Annotated in this window: 25 protein-coding genes and 3 pseudogenes; 15 read left to right on the forward strand and 13 right to left on the reverse strand. The window is 68.3% G+C overall.

The genetic code is table 11. From position 1 onward, the window contains the following. Window positions 1-10: 10 nt before the first annotated feature. Both P2L57_RS08975 and P2L57_RS08980 read right to left on the reverse strand, forming a co-directional pair. Window positions 11-307 carry a transposase gene (locus tag P2L57_RS08975; RefSeq protein WP_308292445.1) on the reverse strand — a complete coding sequence of 99 codons (297 nt, stop codon included), beginning with the start codon at window positions 305-307 and terminating at the stop codon, window positions 11-13. A gap of 469 nt (window positions 308-776) precedes the next feature. After that, on the reverse strand, window positions 777-1,424 hold the full coding sequence (locus P2L57_RS08980; protein ID WP_275811063.1) for an NAD(P)-dependent oxidoreductase: 648 nt from the start codon (window positions 1,422-1,424) through the stop codon (window positions 777-779). Between the two features lie 88 nt (window positions 1,425-1,512). Here P2L57_RS08980 and P2L57_RS08985 point away from each other — a divergent pair, with 88 nt between their 5' ends. Then, window positions 1,513-1,929 carry a winged helix-turn-helix transcriptional regulator gene (locus P2L57_RS08985; protein ID WP_275811066.1) on the forward strand — a complete coding sequence of 139 codons (417 nt, stop codon included), beginning with the start codon at window positions 1,513-1,515 and terminating at the stop codon, window positions 1,927-1,929. Here P2L57_RS08985 and P2L57_RS40645 read toward each other — a convergent pair. The 3 genes from P2L57_RS40645 to P2L57_RS08990 all read right to left on the reverse strand — a co-directional run bounded on the left by P2L57_RS40645 (window position 1,825) and on the right by P2L57_RS08990 (window position 3,147). Then, window positions 1,825-2,307: a helix-turn-helix domain-containing protein gene (locus tag P2L57_RS40645; RefSeq protein WP_372515658.1), complete on the reverse strand. Its 483-nt coding sequence runs from the start codon at window positions 2,305-2,307 to the stop codon at window positions 1,825-1,827. The two genes, P2L57_RS08985 and P2L57_RS40645, sit on opposite strands and share 105 nt — an antisense overlap. Beyond that, window positions 2,225-2,458 carry a helix-turn-helix domain-containing protein gene (locus tag P2L57_RS40650; protein ID WP_372515659.1) on the reverse strand — a complete coding sequence of 78 codons (234 nt, stop codon included), beginning with the start codon at window positions 2,456-2,458 and terminating at the stop codon, window positions 2,225-2,227. The genes P2L57_RS40645 and P2L57_RS40650 overlap by 83 nt, the downstream gene beginning before the upstream one ends. Before the next feature lie 80 nt (window positions 2,459-2,538). Continuing rightward, window positions 2,539-3,147: a TetR/AcrR family transcriptional regulator gene (locus P2L57_RS08990; RefSeq protein WP_275811069.1), complete on the reverse strand. Its 609-nt coding sequence runs from the start codon at window positions 3,145-3,147 to the stop codon at window positions 2,539-2,541. Between the two features lie 139 nt (window positions 3,148-3,286). Between P2L57_RS08990 and P2L57_RS08995 the strand changes: the two genes are divergently transcribed. Both P2L57_RS08995 and P2L57_RS09000 read left to right on the forward strand, forming a co-directional pair. Then, window positions 3,287-3,775: a nuclear transport factor 2 family protein gene (locus tag P2L57_RS08995; RefSeq protein ID WP_275811072.1), complete on the forward strand. Its 489-nt coding sequence runs from the start codon at window positions 3,287-3,289 to the stop codon at window positions 3,773-3,775. 25 nt (window positions 3,776-3,800) lie between these two features. Then, window positions 3,801-4,751, forward strand: coding sequence for a quinone oxidoreductase family protein (locus tag P2L57_RS09000; protein WP_275811075.1), 951 nt, complete (start codon window positions 3,801-3,803; stop codon window positions 4,749-4,751). Here P2L57_RS09000 and P2L57_RS09005 read toward each other — a convergent pair whose 3' ends face one another. Then, window positions 4,752-5,333, reverse strand: a complete 582-nt coding sequence (locus P2L57_RS09005; protein WP_275811079.1) for a TetR/AcrR family transcriptional regulator — start codon at window positions 5,331-5,333, stop codon at window positions 4,752-4,754. A 67-nt stretch (window positions 5,334-5,400) separates the two neighbouring features. Here P2L57_RS09005 and P2L57_RS09010 point away from each other — a divergent pair, with 67 nt between their 5' ends. After that, window positions 5,401-5,802, forward strand: coding sequence for a nuclear transport factor 2 family protein (locus P2L57_RS09010; RefSeq protein WP_275811082.1), 402 nt, complete (start codon window positions 5,401-5,403; stop codon window positions 5,800-5,802). Beyond that, the gene (locus tag P2L57_RS09015; RefSeq protein WP_275811085.1) at window positions 5,802-6,644 is read left to right on the forward strand and encodes an alpha/beta hydrolase family protein; all 843 of its coding nucleotides are present in this window, start codon (window positions 5,802-5,804) and stop codon (window positions 6,642-6,644) included. The genes P2L57_RS09010 and P2L57_RS09015 overlap by 1 nt, the downstream gene beginning before the upstream one ends. A gap of 186 nt (window positions 6,645-6,830) precedes the next feature. Here the strand turns inward: P2L57_RS09015 and P2L57_RS09020 are convergent, their stop codons facing one another. Continuing rightward, a complete protein-coding gene (locus P2L57_RS09020) occupies window positions 6,831-7,559 on the reverse strand; it encodes a TetR/AcrR family transcriptional regulator (protein WP_275811087.1) in 729 nt (242 codons plus the stop codon). 89 nt (window positions 7,560-7,648) lie between these two features. Between P2L57_RS09020 and P2L57_RS09025 the strand changes: the two genes are divergently transcribed. After that, window positions 7,649-8,509 (forward strand): SDR family oxidoreductase, encoded by an 861-nt coding sequence (locus P2L57_RS09025; protein WP_275811090.1) that lies wholly within the window; start codon window positions 7,649-7,651, stop codon window positions 8,507-8,509. A 494-nt stretch (window positions 8,510-9,003) separates the two neighbouring features. Here the strand turns inward: P2L57_RS09025 and P2L57_RS09035 are convergent, their stop codons facing one another. Further along, window positions 9,004-9,447 (reverse strand): MarR family winged helix-turn-helix transcriptional regulator, encoded by a 444-nt coding sequence (locus P2L57_RS09035; protein ID WP_275811093.1) that lies wholly within the window; start codon window positions 9,445-9,447, stop codon window positions 9,004-9,006. 104 nt (window positions 9,448-9,551) lie between these two features. Here P2L57_RS09035 and P2L57_RS09040 point away from each other — a divergent pair, with 104 nt between their 5' ends. From P2L57_RS09040 to P2L57_RS40655, 6 genes and pseudogenes are all read left to right on the forward strand, one after another. Beyond that, on the forward strand, window positions 9,552-9,944 hold the full coding sequence (locus P2L57_RS09040; RefSeq protein ID WP_275811096.1) for a nuclear transport factor 2 family protein: 393 nt from the start codon (window positions 9,552-9,554) through the stop codon (window positions 9,942-9,944). Between the two features lie 437 nt (window positions 9,945-10,381). Then, window positions 10,382-11,215 carry an alpha/beta fold hydrolase gene (locus P2L57_RS09045; RefSeq protein ID WP_275811100.1) on the forward strand — a complete coding sequence of 278 codons (834 nt, stop codon included), beginning with the start codon at window positions 10,382-10,384 and terminating at the stop codon, window positions 11,213-11,215. Window positions 11,216-11,257: 42 nt separating this feature from the next. Beyond that, on the forward strand, window positions 11,258-11,647 hold the full coding sequence (locus P2L57_RS09050; RefSeq protein ID WP_308292446.1) for a DUF6537 domain-containing protein: 390 nt from the start codon (window positions 11,258-11,260) through the stop codon (window positions 11,645-11,647). A gap of 88 nt (window positions 11,648-11,735) precedes the next feature. Beyond that, window positions 11,736-12,449 (forward strand): GntR family transcriptional regulator, encoded by a 714-nt coding sequence (locus P2L57_RS09055; RefSeq protein ID WP_275811107.1) that lies wholly within the window; start codon window positions 11,736-11,738, stop codon window positions 12,447-12,449. Window positions 12,450-12,800: 351 nt separating this feature from the next. Continuing rightward, window positions 12,801-13,106: pseudogene (locus P2L57_RS41105) on the forward strand (transposase); the annotation flags it as partial. Further along, window positions 13,060-13,572 (forward strand): transposase, encoded by a 513-nt coding sequence (locus tag P2L57_RS40655; protein WP_425574897.1) that lies wholly within the window; start codon window positions 13,060-13,062, stop codon window positions 13,570-13,572. The pseudogene P2L57_RS41105 and the gene P2L57_RS40655, both read left to right, overlap by 47 nt. Window positions 13,573-13,648: 76 nt before the next feature. On the opposite strand, the gene P2L57_RS09070 is transcribed toward P2L57_RS40655, so the two are convergent. After that, window positions 13,649-15,121, reverse strand: a complete 1,473-nt coding sequence (locus P2L57_RS09070) for an FAD-dependent monooxygenase (protein ID WP_275811111.1) — start codon at window positions 15,119-15,121, stop codon at window positions 13,649-13,651. 124 nt (window positions 15,122-15,245) lie between these two features. Here P2L57_RS09070 and P2L57_RS09075 point away from each other — a divergent pair, with 124 nt between their 5' ends. After that, entirely contained in the window at window positions 15,246-15,929 is a 684-nt protein-coding gene (locus P2L57_RS09075) for a TetR/AcrR family transcriptional regulator C-terminal domain-containing protein (RefSeq protein ID WP_275811183.1), read from the forward strand. Between the two features lie 722 nt (window positions 15,930-16,651). Here the strand turns inward: P2L57_RS09075 and P2L57_RS09080 are convergent. Next, complete coding sequence (locus tag P2L57_RS09080) at window positions 16,652-17,188, reverse strand: hypothetical protein (RefSeq protein ID WP_275811113.1); 537 nt, start codon at window positions 17,186-17,188, stop codon at window positions 16,652-16,654. A 230-nt stretch (window positions 17,189-17,418) separates the two neighbouring features. Here P2L57_RS09080 and P2L57_RS09085 point away from each other — a divergent pair, with 230 nt between their 5' ends. Continuing rightward, entirely contained in the window at window positions 17,419-18,078 is a 660-nt protein-coding gene (locus P2L57_RS09085; protein WP_275811116.1) for a DUF1707 SHOCT-like domain-containing protein, read from the forward strand. Between the two features lie 13 nt (window positions 18,079-18,091). Here the strand turns inward: P2L57_RS09085 and P2L57_RS40660 are convergent. After that, window positions 18,092-18,210 (reverse strand): annotated as a pseudogene (locus P2L57_RS40660) (peptide-methionine (S)-S-oxide reductase MsrA); the annotation flags it as partial. Between the two features lie 133 nt (window positions 18,211-18,343). Here P2L57_RS40660 and P2L57_RS09090 point away from each other — a divergent pair. Further along, window positions 18,344-18,863 (forward strand): annotated as a pseudogene (locus P2L57_RS09090) (HAD domain-containing protein). A 13-nt stretch (window positions 18,864-18,876) separates the two neighbouring features. Here the strand turns inward: P2L57_RS09090 and P2L57_RS09095 are convergent. Continuing rightward, the gene (locus P2L57_RS09095) at window positions 18,877-19,191 is read right to left on the reverse strand and encodes a C40 family peptidase (protein WP_275811119.1); all 315 of its coding nucleotides are present in this window, start codon (window positions 19,189-19,191) and stop codon (window positions 18,877-18,879) included. Between the two features lie 33 nt (window positions 19,192-19,224). Continuing rightward, window positions 19,225-19,464, reverse strand: coding sequence for a hypothetical protein (locus P2L57_RS09100; RefSeq protein ID WP_275811122.1), 240 nt, complete (start codon window positions 19,462-19,464; stop codon window positions 19,225-19,227). Window positions 19,465-19,603 lie beyond the last annotated feature (139 nt).

Here is a 19,603-nt window from a genome sequence, read left to right on the forward strand (position 1 = left end):
CGACCCGGGGCTATGTGCCGGCGAGGATTCGGGTCCGTAGTAGTCGGAAGCTGGGTCGGCCGTACATGGCTCTCTTGACCGTTTTAAAAGTTACGTGGCCTTCGACCTTGCCGGAGCTCCACTCGTGGGTGAGTCCGGCGGTGACGGCGTCGAAGTCCTGACGGAAGAACGCGGCGAACTTGGCGACCGGGGCAACATCGGACTGTTCGGCCTGGCCGATCCAGGCGGGCAGTAGTTGGCCTCGGCGGTTGCGGACCAGGTCCGGGCAGGCGCAGGCGAGGCCACACCCCTCGCGATGTCCGGGCAGGCGAGGCGGGCCTGGTCGAGGTGCTCGATCTCCTCGGCGCCGAGGCGGTCACGGTTCCGCATGATCCAGGAGGTGATCTTGCGCGGGCTCGGGATTTCCGCTGGCGCGGCTGAGGCCGTTCCGGTTCGACAGAGGAGGCCTCATGATCGAGAAGTGCCCCGAGTGAACGTTCCTGCATTCGGCCCCTGATCTGGGCGTTCACGAAATCGCGGCCAGAACCACTTTCAAAGAGCGCCGACAAGGGCGCGGGCGGTTTCGAGCACGTCCCTGTAACGCACTTCGGTTTCGGACTACCTGCAGCTGTGGCTGGGCCCCGGGGCGCTTCATCCCGCGCGGCCTGCGGTGCCTCGGCGAGCGCTGGAAAGCGCTCGGCCACGTCACGATCAGTCCCTAGAAAGATCATTCAGATCGCCCTGGTCATCACACGCTTCGAGCGCCAGGCAGCGAACTGGGTCTCGCTGGGATCACGTCAGTGGCCGAGGTTGACTTGTGCCCTGTGGTGGTCGCTTCTCTCGATCAGGTCGACGAACCCGAGGGCGTAGTCCGCGGCGGAGATCGCGCCGCCGTCCTCGGGCTGGACCGCGACGTCGGCGCCGAGGCGATAACGGCCGAGTCGTTCGCCGGGCATCCGCGCGCCGAACCTGAGCGCCGGGCTCACAAAGACCCAGTCGAGTGTCGCGGGCGTGGCCGGGAGGTCCTCGATGATGAGCGCCGCCCCGGCGCGGATCTCGTCGTGGAGCTCGGCGGGTATGTGGCTGAGGTCGGTGACGAAGCGGTCCGCCCCGGGCGCAGGGCGCAGCGATGAGTAGCCGCCGACGACGAACAGGGGCACGCCCGCGGCGTCGGCCAGACGCGCGATCGTGCGGTAGACGTCGCGGAAGGTACCGGCCAACGGGCTGCGTGGGGCGAGTGCGCCCACGACGACGTCCGCGCTCTCGATGGGTGCTGAGAGCGTCGCCTCGTCGGTGGCGTCGCCTTGGACATAGGTCACGTTCGGGATCGGCGCGTCGGGGAGCGAGCGGCTCAGCGCGGTGACCTGGTGGCCGCGATCAGCGGCCTCCGCGACGATGGCCGAACCTGCGTAGCCGGTGCCGCCGATGACGGTAATGCGAGACACGACGTGCCTTTCCACGGGACGGGTGGCGTCGGACGACGCGCTGCGATTACCGTATGAGCGCAGCTCTCTGACGGGAAGAAGGCACTTTGTGGTAACCACTCAGTCCGAGTCGGTGCTGCGCGGCAGCCCCTACCGCGCGGACTGCCCGACCCGCCACATCCTGGATCGCATCGGCGACCGTTGGACGGTGCTCATCGTGGGCGCCCTCTGGGACGGCACCGCCCGTTTCTCAGAGTTGCGCCGACGCATCGAGGGCATCTCGCAGAAGATGCTCGCCCAGACTCTCCGCGGGCTCGAACGGGACGGGCTCGTGCGCCGCACCGTCCACCCCGAAGTCCCGGTCCGCGTCGAGTACACGCTCACCGAGGCGGGCCGCACTCTGCGCGAGCCGCTGCGCGCACTACAGGAATGGTCGATCGCGCACCTCGGCGACGTGACAGCGTCGCAGGAAGCCTACGACCACGCGAACCGGCCTCCTCCCGACTCCGCGGATCGCGACAAGTAACGCTGCGATATCCGCGCTGCTGGCTGATGGCAAGTCACCTCTCCATCGTCTAGGTCCGGCTCGGGGCGTCTCGACGGACCCTGCCAGGCCATCGGAGCCAACCAGGACGAGAGAACCAGCCCGGGGGCTGCGAGAGCTCAGCGTCCAGCGCGCCGGACCGCCCTCCACCGCCGCCTCCAACTCGCCAGTGGACTGCCGAAACAACCGGCCCGATGGTTGCTCGGTGCGCGCCATCGCCACGACCCGGCTGCGCTCGGTCTCGGTCAGCCGAGGCCGCCGCCCCGAACCCGGACGGTCACCCAGGCCATCGATCCCGTGCGCGTTGAACCGGTGCGGCCGCGCGCACGGTCTGCGGATGACAGCCCACTTCGGCGGCAATCACCTTGGTGGGCTTACCTTCCCAACCGGCCACGATAATCTGCGCTCGGCGAATCCAGTCCCCCGGAGCGTGGCGCGCGCTGGACAGCCTCCGGATCGCTCGCTCCTCCTGCTCCTCGACTGGCAATCGCGCGACAAGCGCCTTCGGCACGTGACACTCCTCGTCGATCCATCGAGATCAACGATCAAGACACGTGATCTTCAAGGAACGCGGCACTAACAGCGTCGCCCTCATTCGGCGAAGCTGTTCGTCTGCAGGCCTGCCAGGCGCTGAGCGGCCTCTACGACGAACGCCCGCCGCCGTGCTCGCTCACCCGGGTCGTCAGCCTCGGCGCCGGTCATCATGGTGGCCAGTTGCGGGACGCTGAACCACCACGCAGCGAGCCCGATGATCATGAACATGAGGTGGCCGGCGTCGATCTGGCTGTCGATGACACCGTCCCGCTGCGCTTGCGCCGCCGCGGCGACTTTGCGGCCGTAGTGCTCCACGCGCGCCGTGGCGTTCACCGGTGGCGCTCCTCGCAGGCCTTCCCATTGGAGCAGGCGAGCCAGCTCGGGGTGCTGCCCGTAGTAGTCGAAGGTGCGCCCGGCGAACTCGCCCAGGTCGTCGAAGCGCAGGCCGTCCGGGGCCACGGCGTGGGAGAGTTCCTCGAGCGCCTCGGTGAGCACCTCGTCGAAGAGCGTGTCCTTGTCGCCGAAGTAGGCGTAGAGCCGTTCCTTGTTGACCCCGGCTCGGGCGGCGATGCGAGTCACGGTGGTGCCGTCGGCCCCGTGTTCGGCGAACTCGGCGGTCGCGGCTGCCCGCAGCTGCTGGCGCGTCTCCTCGACGGTGCGCTTCATGACTGGAGGGTACCGCCGCCAACGTTGTGGTTGGTGGTTCGCGGTGCTAACGTGCGTCATACCATGCTCCAACGCCAACGTTGGCGTTGGCGTGCGCGGGCATCGTGTGCCACTTGATCGTGAGAGATAGGGGCTTCCAATGAATCTGACCGAGACGACGGCGTTCACAGACCGAGACGGCATCGTGGACGCGGTCACGCGAATTGTCGAGGGAATCGACTTCGGCAACGAGGACCTGCTGCGTTCCGCCTTCACCGAGGACGCCGTGTTCGACCTCGGCGGCATCGACCACAGCATCCACGCGTTCGAGCCCTACGTGGGTCGCGACCAGGTCGTTCGGACCTTGATGGAGACGGTGGGAAGGGGGATGGACACCTTCCACGCGCTGTCCAACATCCGGGTGCGGGTGGATGGTGACACCGCCCAGTCGACCTGCTACCTGATCGGGCAGCACCACCGCGCCGGCCAGGGGCCGTCAGTTGAGTTCCAGGACCACCTCCTGCTGGGCAACTGGTTCGAGACCGACCTGGTCCGCGATCACGACCACGTGTGGCTGGTTCGCCGCAACCGGGTCAGCTCGCGTTGGTCTGTGGGGAATCCCGCGGCTGGCGCAACAACAACTCGATGATGGACCTGGAAAGGAGGCAGTGGTCATGCGCGCGATCGGCCTGACCGAGTTCGGCGGACCCGAGGTGCTGCGGGTGATCGAGTTGCCCGATCCGGCGCCGGGCGCCGGCGAGGTGCGTGTTCGCGTGCGCGCGGCGTCGGTCAACCCCACCGACACGATGTTGCGCGCCGGGGCCGCGCGCTCCTGGTTCAACGGCCGCCCCGGCCCGTACGTGCCGGGCATGGACGCGGCGGGCGTCGTCGACGCGATCGGCCCGGACACCGACACCTCGCTCCGGCCAGGGGACCCGGTGGTCGCGATCGTGGACGCCTACGGCCCACACGGTGGCGCCTACGCCGAACTCATTGTGGCGCCAGTGGAATCGGTCGTGCCGATCCCGTCCGGCGCGGACTTCGCGGCCGCTTCCACACTGCTGATGAACGCCCTCACCGCCCGGGTCGCGCTGGACCTGCTGGCCGTGCCCGCCGGTGGGATTGTCGCGGTGACCGGCGCGGCCGGGGCCTTCGGCGGGTACGCGGTGCAGTTGGCCAGAAGCGACGGGCTGCGCGTGCTCGCCGACGCCTCGGCCGCCGACGCGAAGCTGGTGATGTCATTGGGCGCGGATGAGGTCGTGCCACGCGGCGACGACGTCGCCGACCGGGTCCGCGCACTCGCGCCGGACGGGGTGGACGCCGTGCTCGACGGGGCGGCGCTGCACGAGCTGATCCTCCCGGCGATACGAGACGGCGGCGGGTTGGCAGTCGTCCGCCGCTGGGCCGGCCCAGTCGACCGCGGCGTCCAGCTGCACCCGGTCTTGGTCACCGAGGCGGTCACCGACCATGCCCGCCTGCTTCGGTTGCGGGATCAGGCGAGCACGGGCGAACTGACGCTGCGGGTGGCCGACGTGCTGCCGGCCGCCCAGGCCGCCCAGGCGCATCGACGACTGGCAGAGGGCGGAGTGCGAGGCCGTCTTGTGCTGGATTTCACCGCCTTCTAATCAGGGCTGGTGCAGTCCCCTGAGGAGGAGGGCTAGCAGGCGGTCGGCCTGGGCGGCGCTGTCCGGGCTGTCTTGGGCGGCCCAGGCGATGGCGCCGATCATTCTCAGGATGTCCGCGTCATCAGCGTCGGGAGTAACGGCCCCTGATTGCCGTGCCCGCGCGAGCAGTGCCGCGCCCGCGTTGAACATCTCGGTGTGCCAGGTCGACACCAGGTCGGCCTCGCGGTCGAGGGCCGAATTCAGCATGGCGGCGGACAGGCCTCGGTAGGTGAGGCCGTGGGTGATGGCGGCACGCAGCCAGGTGGACAGCGCGTGGAATGGGTCGTCGGCGGTCAGCAGGTCGCGTCCGAGGTCGACGAGGCCGGCGATCTGCTCGGCGAGGACGGCCTCGATGAGTTCCAGGCGGCTGGGGAAATGGCGGTACAGCGTCCCGCTGGCGACGCCGGCCCGGCGGGCGATCTCGTCCAGGGAGGCGTCCACGCCGGACTCGGCGAAGGCGATACTGGCCTGCGCCACCAGGTTCTCGTAGTTGCGTCGGGCGTCCGCGCGCATCACCACCACCCCCTTGCTAACCGGGGACACAGTCCGTTACTGTGCCCACATAAACGGACTCAGTCTCATCTTATCTGGACCATGGAGGGCGACCCCGATGGCACTGGCGGGACAAGACCGGATCGACATCACCGACCTGATCAACCTTCACGGGCACCTCATCGACGCGGGCGAGTGGGACCGTGCGGGTGAGCTGTTCACCCCGGACGTCACCTACGACCTGGACGATTTCGGCCTCGGCTCGTTGCATGGGATCGCGGCCGTGCGGGAGGCCGCGCTCGCGTTGGGCGACGCCAACCCGGTCGGCCACCACGTCACCAACATCATGATCACCCAGCTCGATGAGCGCTCAGCGCGGGTGCGGTCCAAGGGCATCGGCGTCATGGCCGGCGGGATGGTCAACAGCGTGGTCTACCAGGACGTCGTCACGCGCCAGCCGGATGGCTGGAGGATCAGTCACCGCAAGATGATCGCGCCCGGCGGGCAAAAGGCAAGCTAGTGACCCACGAACCGATCTCCGGCCTGGCCGCCGGCGTACCCTTCACCGCGCTGCCCCCGACCGCGCCCGGCCCCGCGTCGATGGTCGTCACCTGGCACATGATCGGCGCGCCCCGCACCGACGCCGCCTTCGCCGCCGCGCTGCCCATGGCCGGGGTACCGGCGTGGCGGGTTCACCTCGGCATGCCGCTGTGCGGCGCCCGGATGCGCGACGGCAGCATGGACGCCGTTGTCGAGCTGACCCGCGAGGACGCCGTCCTGGCCTATGAGGACCCGTTCGTCCGGCAGGCCGCCGAGGAGTTCCCCGCCGCGCTGGGTGAGCTCCGCGAGCGGCTGTCCCTTCCGGACGGGCCGATCGGCGTCGTCGGCGGATCCCTCGGCGGCGCCGTCGCCCTGCACATCCTGGCCAGCGCCCAGACACCTATCGCCGCAGCAGCAGTGGTCAACGCGGCGATCCGGGCGAGGTCGGTGGTCAGCCTCATCGAGCAGGGCAGCGGCCAGCCGTACACTTGGACGCCGGAATCCCGCGCGGCCGCCGACCGGCTGGACTTCGTCGCCAACGCCGACGCGATCGCCGCCCGGACGCCGCAACCACCGTTGCTGGTGGTCAGCGGCGATCTCGACAGCGAGTCACTGCGTGCCGACGCCGTCGAGCTGGTCGACGCCCTCAAGCGGCGGTACGCGAAGCCGGACCACGTCGAATTGCTGACCGTGCCCGGCCTGGCCCACGCGTTGGCGGAGCTGCCTGGGCTGGAGCCGGCCCCGCAGACCCCGACCGCCAAGGTGGTGGATGAGGCGATCACCCGGTGGTTCGTCCGCCACCTCGCCGGCACGCCTGTCTAGTTGTATTGACCACGTGCGTTGTCAACAGTGGGCGGCGGAGACGTGATCAAGGTTGGCGGCGCGTTATGGGCAAGGGGAAGCCGGCCGGAGCCGTGTGGTCGCCCACTGTCTCATCTCGTGGACGCCGCCTCATCGCACAATCTCTCCTCGGGAGGTTCAACCTCCACGAAGGCGCCTGAAGCGCGATCAGGCATGCGGCGCGCCACCGTCCGCCGCCAGGCGCGTGAGCCACTCACGCAGCAGGCGCTGCTCGGCGTCGCTCAGGACATCGGCGTCATCGGGGAGGGCGGCGCGTAGCGCGCGGGCCGCCGCGGCGGGACCGGATTCCGCGGCGGGGACCGCCGGCTCAGCGCGAGTGACGGCCGTGACCATGGACTCGCGCAGGACGGTCAACAGCGCCGGATTGCGGCGGTCCGCGGGGGTGGAGTGCCAGGTGGTGACCGCGCCCTGGCCGGTTGCCTGGATGATCTGGGCGGCCAGCTCCTCGTCGACCCGCAGCCACCCCCCGGCCGCCAGCCGACGCACCCGCCCATGGAGGATCTCCAAGCCCGCGCGGTGTGCTGCGTCCGATCCCCGGCCGATGGCCCGGTTCATCACCGCGAACAACTCGGGGCGGGAGACCCCGAACTCGACCACCATGTCCCAGCCGCGGCGCAGCTCCTCCACTGGATCCTGCGGGGCGGGGTCGAGCTGCGCGCGCTTTCTCTCCAGGAACTGCGCGTAGCCGTGCTCGGCGACGGCCTCAAGGAGCCCCTCCTTGTCGCCGAAGAGGCGGTAGATCGCTGGCGGCTGCATTCCGGCCGCGGCGGCGACCGCGCGGGTGCTCACCGCGTCAGGGCCGCCGTTCTCCAGTAGCTCGACGGCTGCCTCGACGATGCGGCGCCGAGGGCTGTCGGTTGAGTCGCGCGTAGCCATGAACCGATGGTACCGAAGATCTGATTCCATCGGAATTTCCAGTGTTACCATTGGAATGATTCCAGCGGAAGCAGCGTCGGGAGAACCCAATGATCATCGTTACCGGAGCCACCGGAAAGCTCGGCCGCCGCACCGTCGAGCGCCTCCTGGAGCGCGTCCCCGCCGGCCGCGTCGGCGTCAGCGTCCGCGACCCCCGCAAGGCCCAGGACCTCGCCGGCCGCGGCGTCCGCGTCCGGCAGGGCAGCTTCGACGACCCCGCCTCGCTCGTGCACTCCTTCGAGGGCGCCGAGCAACTGCTCCTCGTCTCCCTCGACCGCACGGGCCAGGAGTGCGTCAGCGGCCACCGCGCCGCCATCGACGCCGCCGTGCAGGCCGCCGTCGGCCGCATCCTCTACACCAGCCAGATGGGCGCCGCCCACGACTCCCGCTTCCAGGCATGCCGCGACCACGCCCAGACCGAGGACCTGCTGCGCGCCACCGGCCTGCCCTGGACCGCGCTGCGCAACGGCTTCTACGCCTCCAGCGCCCTGCAGTTCCTGGAGTCCACCCGCCACACCGGCGACATCGCCCTCCCCGCCGACGGCCCCGTCGCCTGGACCGGCCACGACGACCTCGCCGAGGCCACCGCGGTGATCCTCGCCGAGGAGGCCCGCTTCGAGGGGCCCACCCCGCCGCTCACCGGCCCGGCGGCGCTCGACTTCGACACCGTCGCCGAGATCGCGTCCCAGACCACCGGACGGCCCTTCACCCGCACCGTCGTCCCCGACGGCGCCTTCCGCGAGCAGGTCCTGGCGCACGGCGCCCCGGCCCCGATCGCCGACCTGATGCTGAGCATCTTCGGCGCGGCGCGCAATGGCGAGTTCACCGCTGTCGACTCGACGCTGGCCGAGCTGATCGGGCGAAAGCCCGCCACCTTCCGCACCCAGCTGGAGCGTGCCTGGGCCGAATAGATCCAGTGGGCAGGGCTTCGGCGAAGTGTCGTGATGCCCGGTTCGTGTTCATGTGAGCCCGAGGAGTGCGAGCGGTCGGCGGCTGTCGCGGGCGTTGTGCCACAGTGCGGAGGCAATGTTCGTCCTGCCGGCCAGGCGGAGGGCGCCGATGGCGGGGTTGCGCCAGGTGGCCTTGGCCCGAGGTGTGGTGCTCGTCCGCGGTTGTGAAGCGTCCTCGGCGAACGTCACGTCTCGGGCATGGTGCAGGGCCTTCGCACCCGGCGCCAATGGCCTGACCGTCGCAGTCACGGTCGTGGACTGCCCGAACAGCAGTCAACTCCCCCTGCACTCGGCCGACCGCTCGGGTGATCAACCGGACACGCCAGCGGGTGAGCCCATGGGTTGGCGCAGTAGCGCGCTTCAGTTGACGGAGCCGCACTTGGACACTCCGACTGCGACGCCGGAATCGAGCCGGCGCCTCAACTGGACTGCGACGGCCCGGTGGTGTGAGGCGGCTATACGAAGGGGCCTTCGGTGATGAAGCGGCGGAGGTGGCGGGCGAAGGTCTGGGCGTCCCCGGGGGGCCAGGAGTTGAGGCTTGCGGCGATGTGGGCGGCCAGGCGCTCGCGTAGTTCGGCCACGGTGTGTTCTCCCTTGTCGGTGAGGACCAGTAGGGATGCGCGACGGTCGGTGGGGTCCGGTTCGCGGCGGATGAGTCCGGCGGCCTCCAGGCGGGAGGCGCGGCGCGTGACGCCGGACCGGTCGAGTCCGGCGTCCGGAGCCAGGTCGGCGGCGCTGCGAGGGCCGGTCCTGGCCAGTGCGCTGAGGATCGGGTAGGTCAGCTCGTCCACTGCCTTCCCCATGCCTTCGGTCAGGTGCTTGTGCAGCTGGGTGCGGGTGGTGCGTTTGAGCAGGATGCCCAGCGCATCGGCGATCTCGTGTCCTACCTCGTTCTCCATACCCACACAATAGCGTGCGCCGCGCACGCATCAGGTGCTACAGTCAAAGCGGAGCGTGCGCAACGCACGCACTTACTTGGTGTTCAACGTGAAAGGAATCCCCCATGAACCCCACTGGCGTCGCCGCCGCCCTCACCGACCTGATCTTCAACACCGACATCACCGTCGAAGAAGCCGCCGACCGCCACTTCACCCCCGGCTACCGGCAGCGCACGGACGGGCAGTGGGCCGACCGCGCCGGCTTCATCGAGCACATCACCCACGTGCGCACACTCGTCGCCGAAGGCTCTGTCGAGGTCCACGACGAGCTCTACGACGGCACCAAGTACGCCGACCGCCACACGGTCAACATCACGAAGAAGGACGGCTCGACCGTGCGCACCGAGGTCTACGTGTTCGCCGACCTGGCAGCCGATGGCCGCTTCAGCCGCATAGAGGAGACCACGCTGATGCTCCAGGGCTCCGAAGCGGACCGCAACATCGGCAGCGCCCGCTGAGCTCGCCGCTCACCGTCCAGTGACGAACGCGGCCTGGACTTGGCATGTTTGACGACCAGGGCCTCGGCATGGCCGCTTGACGCCGGGTTCATGAGGACCTGTCAGCCGGGCGAGGTTCCGGGACGAGACAGGCACGGGCTTCCAAGATCATGGAGTTCTCGACGCTCTGTGATCCGAGTGGAAGGCCGTGCCTGTCGACGCATCATCGCCGGTCCCGCCTGTCTTTGGCCAACTCCGCCAGCATCCCGAGACCGCGCCCGAGGAGCTCCCGGGCCTGCTGGAGCGACTGGGCGAGGCGCCCGACCGTACGCTACACCCGCAAGTGATATCTCATTAGGCCTGCTGATATCTCAGATGTGATGTGTGATATCTTAGCGCCGTCAACGTGTCATGGTGGGAGTTCTTCCCTGCGTGTGGCCGAGCAAGGAGTTGAACTCATGACGATCTTCGAACCGATCACGGGCCGCTATGTCACGGTCAATGGCGCGCGTACCTATTTCGACGAGGCCGGGGAAGGCGCCCCGATCGTGTTGATTCACCCCGGGGCCACGGACTCTCGGGTCTACAGGCATCTACTGCCGCTGCTCGCCGAGCGCGGATATCGTGCGATCGCGCCCGATCTTCCCGGGCACTGCCGTTCCTACCCCGCGCAGTGGAAGCCCGGGACGTCCATACATGACCATGCCGAATTCGTGGACGCATTCGTGAAGACGGTTCTGACCGGAGAGTGGCCCTTTGTGCTCGGCGCCTCTGTGGGAGGCCTGACGGCACTGGATCTCGCCGCTCACCACGGTGAGTGCTATCGAGGTGTCATCTCCATGCAGGCCGCGTCATGGACACCGCTGTCGGCCGAGGCCGCTGCGTTGCTGGCAGGTCGGACGGCCGCGCCCGATGCCGGCTGGACTGATCACCTCGAGCATGCGGCGGTGGCCTCGGCGAGCAAGAAACTGACCTCTGAGCAGGAAATGGAGCTGAGGTGGCTGCAGCGCAGTACCTCCCAACAGGCGGGGAAGTTCGATGGCCAGGCGTGGGCCTCCCACGATCTGCGTGGTCGGCTTGGCGATGTGCGGTGCCCGGTCCTGATCGTGCAGGGCGCCGACGACTTCCTCGTGCAGGATGAGCTGGTCGATGACACGGTCGCAGAGATGGGCTCGGTGGCGCAGCTGCTGAGGGTGCCTGACATCGGGCGCTACCCGCCGTTCGAGAACCCGGAGTGGGCTGCGCAGGTCGCGGACGATTTCATGAAGGCAGTGACGGTCACGGCGGGCTGATCATTTGTCCTGGACCGCCGGTAGTGCCCGACCGTGGCGCTGATGGCGTCGACTCCGCCCGCCGGCCTCCTCATCGAGGACTACCGCTGTACCGTCCGCAACGCTCTGAGTAGCGCCCATCCCGATCTCGATGTGGTCGCGCAACTCGCTGAACTTCCCGACATGGTGCGCGGTTACGAGCACATCAAGTTGGACAATATTGCCGCTTACCACCAACGCCAAGCTGAGCTGCTGGGCAAGCAGTCTCTGTCGCCGCACGCCACGCTGACGGGTGCCTCCCAGGCGTCAAGCAGGCCGCGCCCCGGCGGGCGCCGCGCCGCCCGGCGCGAGCGCCCGCGAAGGCAGGCTCTTATCACCTTGGGCGCAGGTGGTGCGCCACCAGTCGCGGCCGCCGCCTGGGGGCGGACAGCCCTCTATTGCGCCACCTGGTAAGCGGACAGCGGCTGCACCAGTCCCCCAAGTGCAAGTCTGAGATCTAAGAGAAGCAGAGTAAGATCACAGACTGCTGTAGGATGGAGGTGTGAAGTATCTGCCGGTCATCCTCAGCACGAGCCACTCCAGCCTGAACGCCACCGAACGCGCGTATCTTGCGATCAAGCGGCGGATCATCGAACTAGAGCTGGAGCCGGGTGCCCATGTCACCAAGACGGACCTGACGCACCTGGCAGGGGTCGGCGCGATGCCGGTGAGGGAAGCCCTGACCCGGCTGCAGCGCGATGGGCTGGTTCAGGCGCTGCCCCGCTCGGGTTACCGCATCCTGCCCGTGACCTTGAAGGGGGCGCGGGAGCTCTGCGCCTTCCGGCAGCTTCTGGAAACCGAAGCCGCCGGCCTGGCGGCGAAGCTCGGCTGCCCGGATGACGATCTTGCCCGGATGGAAGAACTTCTCAAAACCACTTATGAGTTGGGGAATGCGGAGAGCGTCAACGCCTTCCTTCGCTCCAATTTCGAGTTCGACGCGATCATCGCCAACAGGTGCGGGAATGACATGCTGGCGCAGTCGATCATTCGAGTCTTCGACGAGCTCGAACGCATCTTGCGGATCACCTTGAAGTCGCTCGCCTTCTCGGCGTCGGCTGCGCATGAGCGGCAGGCGATTTTGGATGCCATCCGCGAGCGTGATCCCGCTGCGGCCCGGGAGGCCATGGAGGCCCGGACGCGGGCCTCACAGGACCAGATCATCAACGCGCTCATTTCCAGCTCGTCGATCGCCGAGGCCAGCATCCGGGTCTCCTGAAACTGGCGAAGAGCGGTTTCGTGACCAGGAGGGTTGACGTCGGGGTACGCCGATGGCCCGCGCCTGGGACCACTTCATCAGCGAGATCCGCGAGAACCTCCTACCACCCCGCCGCCTGCGCAGTCGGCCCCGCGTTCTCAAACGGAAAATGTCCAAGTGCAAGGCGTAGGCCAGTCACCACCGCCAATGGCCCCAGCCCACACGACCACTTCACGAAGCCATCTCCGTCCAACCCCCATAACTCAACGACATGACTCTGTTGGCGATCTTTCGAGGGGTGCTGACGGCAGGGTTGGTTGGTGCTTCGCTGGAAGGGTGCGGGGTGGCCTCGGGTTCCGGGGGGTGGGTGTGGTGTCGTTGCGGCCGAGGAGTTTCCAGCGGATCCCGGTCAGGACGGTATGTACCGCGTGGGCGGCGTGTCCGAAGGGGACTCCGGCGATGCTCGTGCGGGACCGGCTGGACGTGCTCTTCGAGGACGAGGATCTCTCGGACCTCTACCTGTCCGATGGCCGGCCGGGTTTCTCACCGGGGCAGTTGGCGCTGGTCTCGGTGCTGCAGTTCGCGGAGAATCTCTCGGACCGCGCGGCGGCGGAATCGGTGCGGACGAGGATTGACTTCAAGTACGCACTGGGGCTGGAGCTGGAGGATCCGGGATTCCCGACCACAGCCACCAACATGTCCCCAGGGGTCGGCCGGCAGGGAATGGAGGCCACTGCGGATCAACGGACATGACTACATCCAGGTCAAGTTCGCCAAGGCAGACTGCCTGGCCTGCCCGGCCCGCAGCCAGTGCACCAACTCCGCAGAACGCCCCAGAGCCCTCGCACTGCTGCCTACCCGCGAACTCCACGAGATCCAGATGCGCAACCGGCTCGACCAGCAGACCGAGGAATGGCAGCGACGCTACGCGATCCGTGCCGGCATCGAGGCCACCCTCTCCCAGAACGTCCGCACCTGCGGACTACGTAGAACCCGCTACCGCGGCCTGCGCAAGACCCACGTCCAGCACGCCCTGACCGCCATGGCCTGCAACCTCACCCGCATCGCCGACTGGATCACCGAACCCCGGACAACCCATCGCCGGTCAACGCACTTCCACGCACTCTGCACCGCCACAGCATGACCCCGAAAGATCGCCAACAGAGTCACGACATTGGGCCTAGCCGAGCGGGTCCGGCGTGTGGGCTCACCGAGCGCGCTCAGCGGCACAGGGTACGCAGGGCGGTGAGGCAGTCCGCGGCCCGGCGCTGCGGGTCGGTGTCGGTGCTGGCCCAGGCGATCCGGGCGTCGGGCCGGATCAGGACGGCGGTGACGTCCCGCCAAATTGGGTCCGCCGCTTTGGTGTTGACGGTGACTGCCCGCTGTTCCAGATCACTCGCGGGGCACGGCGTCCGCGTCCCGCCTAGGTCCAGCAGCAATGGCCGGCCGTAGTGCATCAAGGGGTGGGCGGTGGGTGCCTGTGCCGTGTCCAGGGCGAGGCCGGCCAGGCGGGTGCCGTTCAGCGAGTGCGCGCCGGGCGTGGTGTCGGCGGGGAGCGGGTCGTCGAAGCCGGCGATCCGGCGAGCCCACTGGCGGTTGGTCTGCGGTTCGGCCAGCGCGGCGGAGCAGACCTCGCGCAGCGCGATCTGCTCCGGGCTCGCCGCGGCGAACAGGGCGAGTTGCGCGCGGGTGTTGTCGATGACGGCGCGGGCGGCCGGCCGGCGCTCCGTGTCGTAGCTGTCGAGCAGTGCGCTGGGCGCCCGGCCCTGGAGGGTTGCGGCGAGCTTCCAGCCCAGGTTGGTGGCGTCCTGGATGCCGAGGTTCATGCCCTGGCCACCGGCCGGGAAGAACATGTGCGCCGCGTCCCCGGCCAGCAGTACCCGTCCGGCCCGGTACCGTGCGGCCTGGCGGGTGGCGTTGCCGTAGCGCGACAGCCACCGGGGGTTGCGGATGCCCAGGTCCCGTCCCAGTAGCGTGCGGGTCTGCTCGCGTACCTCCTCCAGGGTCAGCGGTTCGCCGGTGCCGTGGTGCATGGTGGCCGTGGACAGGCCCGCCAGCCGGTGGACGCCGTCGCCGATCGGGGCCGCCAGGAACGAACCGGCCGGCCCGGTGGCGGCGAGTGGCGCGGTGGGCGGATCGTCGAGTTCGACGTCGGCGAGCCACCCGGTCAGTGTGGTGTCCTGACCGGGGAAGTCGATGCCGGCCGCCTGGCGCACCGCGCTGCGGGTGCCGTCGCAGCCCACCACCCAGCGGGCCCGCACGGTCCGGTGGGTGCCGCTGGCTCGTATCACCACCTCGACGGCGTCCGGCCCCTGGGTGAGCGAGACGACTTCCTCCCCGCGCAGCACCCGGGCGCCCGCGGAAACCGCGTGCTCCTCCAGGAGCTGTTCGGTGACGGACTGACCGAGCGCCAGCATGAACGGGTGCACCGCCCCGACCGTGGAGAACTCCAGCCGGGTGGTCGCCGCCCCGAAGTGGCCGGTCGGCACGGGGGTGCCCCGTTCGATGAACCGCTCCGCGAGTCCTCGGGTGGCGAAGGTGTCCAGTGTGCCGGCCTGCATGCCGACCGCGCGCGACCGTCCGTCCGGTGCCGCCCGGCGTTCCACGACGGTCACCTCCACCCCATGCAGGCGCAACTCCGCGGCGAGCCAGAGCCCCACCGGGCCGGCCCCGGCGATGAGCACGTCGAGCATGACAACCACTCCCTCTCACTCTTGTCCGTTGGACAAGGGTGAGCATGCCCTAGAATTGTCCATTGGACAACAGGGGTTGGGCAACGGGACACGGAAGCCGATCGGAGAGGCGCATCGGGTGGGCATGACACGGGACGAGATCGTCGCCGCCACACTGGCGGTCCTCGACGAGCACGGGCTGGACGGCGTGACCATGCGCGCCGTCGCGGCTCGGCTCGGCGTGCAGCACAACACCGTCCGCTGGCACGCCTCCAGCAAGGGCCGCCTGCTCGAACTGGCCTCCGACGAACTCCTCGCGCACTGTCTCGATGCGCCGCTGCCCGAGGCGTTCCCCGACCGCCTCAAAGAGCTGAGCCGCCGCTGCCGCGCGGCGCTGCTCTCCCACCGCGACGCCGCCAAGATGGTCGCGGGCGTCTTCGCAGCCGAGCCCCACACGCTGCGCTACGCCGACACCGTGATCGCCACCTTGCTGGCAGCCGGCCACCTGCCACGCACAGCCGCGTGGACCCACTGGTCGATCTTCTACCTGACCCTGGGCCTCGCCCAGGAACAGCAAGCCGCCCAAGAGACCGCACCGGCCCTCCCCCCGGACCAAGTCCCGGCCAGCACCTACCCAGCCCTGACCGCGGCCCTGCCCTACGTCGGCCCCGACAACTTCGACCAACGCTTCGAATTCGCCCTCGATCTGATCATCGCCGGCCTTCCCCGAACCGAGAGACCAGCCAGCCAAAGCCCTACTTCCACACCGGCAGGCGGACCAGACGAAGACTCTCGCGATGCGCAGTCCGGACCTGGCGGGACCGGCTGAGGTGCCCCGAGCCTGACGGACACGGCTCCCAGGGCCTCGGCGTGGTTGCTTGACGTCGGGGCGACCGAGAAGACTTGCCGACAGCGATGGAAGTCATCCGCACGCTGCAGGAGGAGTATGGGCTGCCCGGCGTGTTGGACTTCTCGGCTGTGCTCTTGACCGTCGTTGCCCGGAACTGCCCGCTCGACCGGTACCGCACAGTCAACGGCCGCTCGGATGCTACTAGGTTGACCCTCAACGGCACGGTGGACGCTGTGCGCGTCCTCCACGCCACTGCGCTGGCCAACTGCTACCGAGGGCGAAGCCAGACCACCGCCGCCGACATCAGTGACACGGAGCAGCAGATCGCGGCCACGGACCACGTACGGCACCTGATGCAGGACGCGCTGGACGTCGCACCGTTACCTCGACGCCATCACTGCCGCGCTCGGGCCGGCTGTCGACTCCCCTCGTACGGTCTCAGCCATTGTCGCCTTGGCCACAATCGCCCTGCAGAACGTCACTCCTAAAGGGAGAAGCGCCATATAACTCCGCCCGGTTCCCCGCCGATGCGCGCCTGCTGCGCACTTCGGTTGATCATTCTGGCCAGAGACCCTGTGCGGAGCCGACCACGCCTTCGGGGCTTTGGAAGGGCAGGGGGACAGGCTCAGGGCGAGAGCGCAGCGGTGAGCAGGTGGGATAAGGCTGTCGTCCCGAGAGGGCTCTCGCGAAGATACTGCGCGTCAGTCCTGGTTCGAGCTGGACAGCGCTTCGGTGACCATGCGGGAGGCGAAGTCGCGGTCGCCAGTGAGCCGGTTGATGTGCTCCGCGAGCAGCAAGGCCGTGGCTTCCAGGGAATTCATCTCGTCCCCAGTCCAGTCTCCGTACTGCTTGCGCCACAGGTTGGGGCTCAGGCCGGTACCGGCCGCGACGACCAAGCCGGCCATGGTGGGGATGACCTCGGGACGGAAGCCCTTGGGCATCATCCGCATCGAGGCCACGAAGCTGGGCACCACGTACTCGATGACGTCCCTGTCGTGGTCCTCGTAGGCCATCCGCAGCCACTGCATGAACATGTAGATGAGCGTGCAGGCGCCGTCCACCACGTCATTGGCTTCCTTGGGGTCCAGTGACGCGGTGAATTGGTCGATCAACTGTTGCTGTTCGGGGTCGGTCCCGGCCTTGCCGTCGTAGATGGTTTTGAGCCGAGAGTCGATCATCATGAGCGCTACACCCACATCGCCGGCGGGAGCGTACTGGGGGTCGCAGGGCGATGACACAGGATTCCTCCTCGGATAGCCGGGGGCAACGCGGCGCGTCCGTACAGTAGCCCGCCGATGAGGCGACGGTCTGACGAATCCCGACGGAGGGCTTCTGGGTCATACCCAGCCGGGGGCGTCGTCGCGTCCAGGGCTTGGTCGGAGTCCCTGTCGCGATATAGCGTTAGTTTCCTGGTTGCGCTGCTGGCTGTATCTCGCGAAGTCGTTCGACAGGACTGGGGGCGGAAGGCATGTCGGGAGAGGTATCGCCCACCGAGAAGGGCTCTGGCCCCGGGTCGTCGCCCGAGCTTCGGGCCTCTCATGCGGACCGGGACCGGGTGGTGGACGTGCTGCGGATCGCGGCGGGGGACGGCCTGCTGACCGCGGACGAGTTGGATGAGCGCCTGGAAGCTGCCCTGTCGGCGCGGACTCGGAGTGAACTGACCGCGCTCACCGCTGACCTGCCGCCCGTATCGGCTACGGGTGGCGCGACTGAAGCAGAGGCCAAGGACGTAGTCCGGATCGAACAGGTCCACAGCGGCGCGGTCGAGCGCGTGGGGCGCTGGGTGGTACCGCGGAGGCTGGAGCTCGCGGTGAGCTGGTGCGACGTGACGCTCGACTTCACCGAGGCCGTGATCACGCACGACACCCTGCGGATCGACGTGGACATGGCGGGGAAGACCCTGGCGCTGGTCACGAGACCGGGCATCGTGGTCGATGCTGATGGTCTGCGGCTGGCACACAGCAGGGTCAAGTACCGTCAGGCTCCGACGGATCCTGATACGCCGGTCACTCTGCGAGTGGAGCTGGTCGGCCAGAAGGCCTACGGCCGCGTGGTGGTACGGCCCTCGCGGCGGACGCTCGGGCAATGGCTGTTGCGGAAGCCCGGTACCCCGCGTGCCGGCCACTGACCCGCTCGGGCGATCACTCAACAGGCGCGAAGCCGGTCGGGCAGGCGCCACCATCCGATGGGTCACTCAGCTTGACGCCCGTCCCGCCCAACCCGCAGTAACCACCGGGTTCTTGTCCAGGTACTGCTGGTGGCAGCAGTTCACGGCCCCGCTCCTCGATCAGCGAGCCCATCGCCGCCCTCCCATCGAAGCGGTATCGAACTGCCCAGAACTCCCGCACCCGTGACGATGCCTGCTACGACCGCCCGTAGGCCGCTACGGTGCCATCGTGATCGCTTCCACGCTGCCCCTACTCTTCCTCGATGTCGATGGGCCTCTCATTCCCTTCGGGGCAACACGGCAACAGCTTCCCGACGGCTACGCGACCCATCGGAGCGCGAGCGAGCCACAAGGAGCCGACACCAACCCGCTCATCACCCGGATCAATCCCGCACTCGGGCCCCGGCTGCTCGCCCTCCCGTGCACCCTGATCTGGGCCACGACTTGGATGTCCGACGCGAACGACTGCATCGCCCCCTGGCTCGGCCTTCCGGGGCTGCCACTGGCCCGACCCCACCGACGACGAGGCGGCGGACGGACTCCACTGGAAGACCCGCCCCCTCCTGGACTGGGCAGCCGGACGCCCCTTCGCCTGGATCGACGACGAGATCACCCATCGCGACCAGCACTGGATCCAGACCCACCACCCCGTACCAGCCCTCCCGCACCGCATCGACCCGCGACACGGGCTGACAGACCAGGACTTCGCCACCCTTGACCGGTGGCTACAGCTCCACCAGGGCTGATCACCTGTGGAGATCAGGGCGTCCCTGCAGAAGAGCTACACCGATAGGTCTCAACCCTGATGGGCACATGGGGCCTTGGGGCGTCGATCATTTGTCCGTTTCCGATGTAGAGGCCGACGTGATGGATGCCGCCGTCGGGGTGCCGCAGAAGACGAGATCGCCCGGTTCGAGCGGCTGGCCTGCCGGGACGCGGGGACCCGCGTTGAACTGGTCCTGGGCGGGTGCGGGGCAGGGTGATGCCAGCGGCTTGGTAGGCGGCTTGGGTTAGGCCGGAGCAGTCGAATCCGGTGTCTCCGGCTGCGGGTTCTCTGAACTTCTTGTTGATCATCCTGGCGGCCTCTTGGTTGGGAGTGTGCGTGTGTCAGGAGGGTGGGGAAGGTCTTCTTTGGCTTGGGAATAGGGGCATGCCGAGGTCGGTCTTGGGGGTATCGGTGCTGGTTGATGTCAGTTGCGCGAGTTTGGCGTTCGCTGCTGCGAGGCTGACCTTGAGTCCTTCGATCTCGCCGAGCCATCCCTCGCGTTCAGCTTCTGCAATGCGGTCCTGAAGGTTGTTGCGGATCTCGGTGAGCCGGTGCTGCTGGGCGGGGTCGGGCCAGAGCATGGAGCAGCGGATGCCCCGTTGACTGAACGAACTCTAGAGATTGCCCAGTTCAATGGGCGGATGAAGGCATCGAGCACTACGGTCACCGGTCGTGATGAACGATGCTCCCCGACGAGATTTGGCGGCCCTGGTGGTTCCC

This window comes from Streptantibioticus ferralitis, assembly GCF_029223525.1.
GTDB lineage: Bacteria > Actinomycetota > Actinomycetes > Streptomycetales > Streptomycetaceae > Streptantibioticus_A > Streptantibioticus_A ferralitis.

Excerpts from the sequence above, each read along its gene's own strand:
- P2L57_RS08990 (WP_275811069.1), bottom strand. The coding sequence starts at position 3,147 with ATGAAGCGCACCGTCGAGGAGACGCGCCAGCAGCTGCGGGCAGCCGCG.
- P2L57_RS08995 (WP_275811072.1), top strand. The coding sequence starts at position 3,287 with ATGAATCTGACCGAGACGACGGCGTTCACAGACCGAGACGGCATCGTG.
- P2L57_RS09000 (WP_275811075.1), top strand. The coding sequence starts at position 3,801 with ATGCGCGCGATCGGCCTGACCGAGTTCGGCGGACCCGAGGTGCTGCGG.
- P2L57_RS09010 (WP_275811082.1), top strand. The coding sequence starts at position 5,401 with ATGGCACTGGCGGGACAAGACCGGATCGACATCACCGACCTGATCAAC.
- P2L57_RS09020 (WP_275811087.1), bottom strand. The coding sequence starts at position 7,559 with ATGGCTACGCGCGACTCAACCGACAGCCCTCGGCGCCGCATCGTCGAG.
- P2L57_RS09025 (WP_275811090.1), top strand. The coding sequence starts at position 7,649 with ATGATCATCGTTACCGGAGCCACCGGAAAGCTCGGCCGCCGCACCGTC.
- P2L57_RS09035 (WP_275811093.1), bottom strand. The coding sequence starts at position 9,447 with ATGGAGAACGAGGTAGGACACGAGATCGCCGATGCGCTGGGCATCCTG.
- P2L57_RS09040 (WP_275811096.1), top strand. The coding sequence starts at position 9,552 with ATGAACCCCACTGGCGTCGCCGCCGCCCTCACCGACCTGATCTTCAAC.
- P2L57_RS09045 (WP_275811100.1), top strand. The coding sequence starts at position 10,382 with ATGACGATCTTCGAACCGATCACGGGCCGCTATGTCACGGTCAATGGC.
- P2L57_RS09050 (WP_308292446.1), top strand. The coding sequence starts at position 11,258 with ATGGCGTCGACTCCGCCCGCCGGCCTCCTCATCGAGGACTACCGCTGT.
- P2L57_RS09070 (WP_275811111.1), bottom strand. The coding sequence starts at position 15,121 with ATGCTCGACGTGCTCATCGCCGGGGCCGGCCCGGTGGGGCTCTGGCTC.
- P2L57_RS09075 (WP_275811183.1), top strand. The coding sequence starts at position 15,246 with ATGACACGGGACGAGATCGTCGCCGCCACACTGGCGGTCCTCGACGAG.
- P2L57_RS09085 (WP_275811116.1), top strand. The coding sequence starts at position 17,419 with ATGTCGGGAGAGGTATCGCCCACCGAGAAGGGCTCTGGCCCCGGGTCG.
- P2L57_RS09095 (WP_275811119.1), bottom strand. The coding sequence starts at position 19,191 with ATGATCAACAAGAAGTTCAGAGAACCCGCAGCCGGAGACACCGGATTC.
- P2L57_RS09100 (WP_275811122.1), bottom strand. The coding sequence starts at position 19,464 with ATGCTCTGGCCCGACCCCGCCCAGCAGCACCGGCTCACCGAGATCCGC.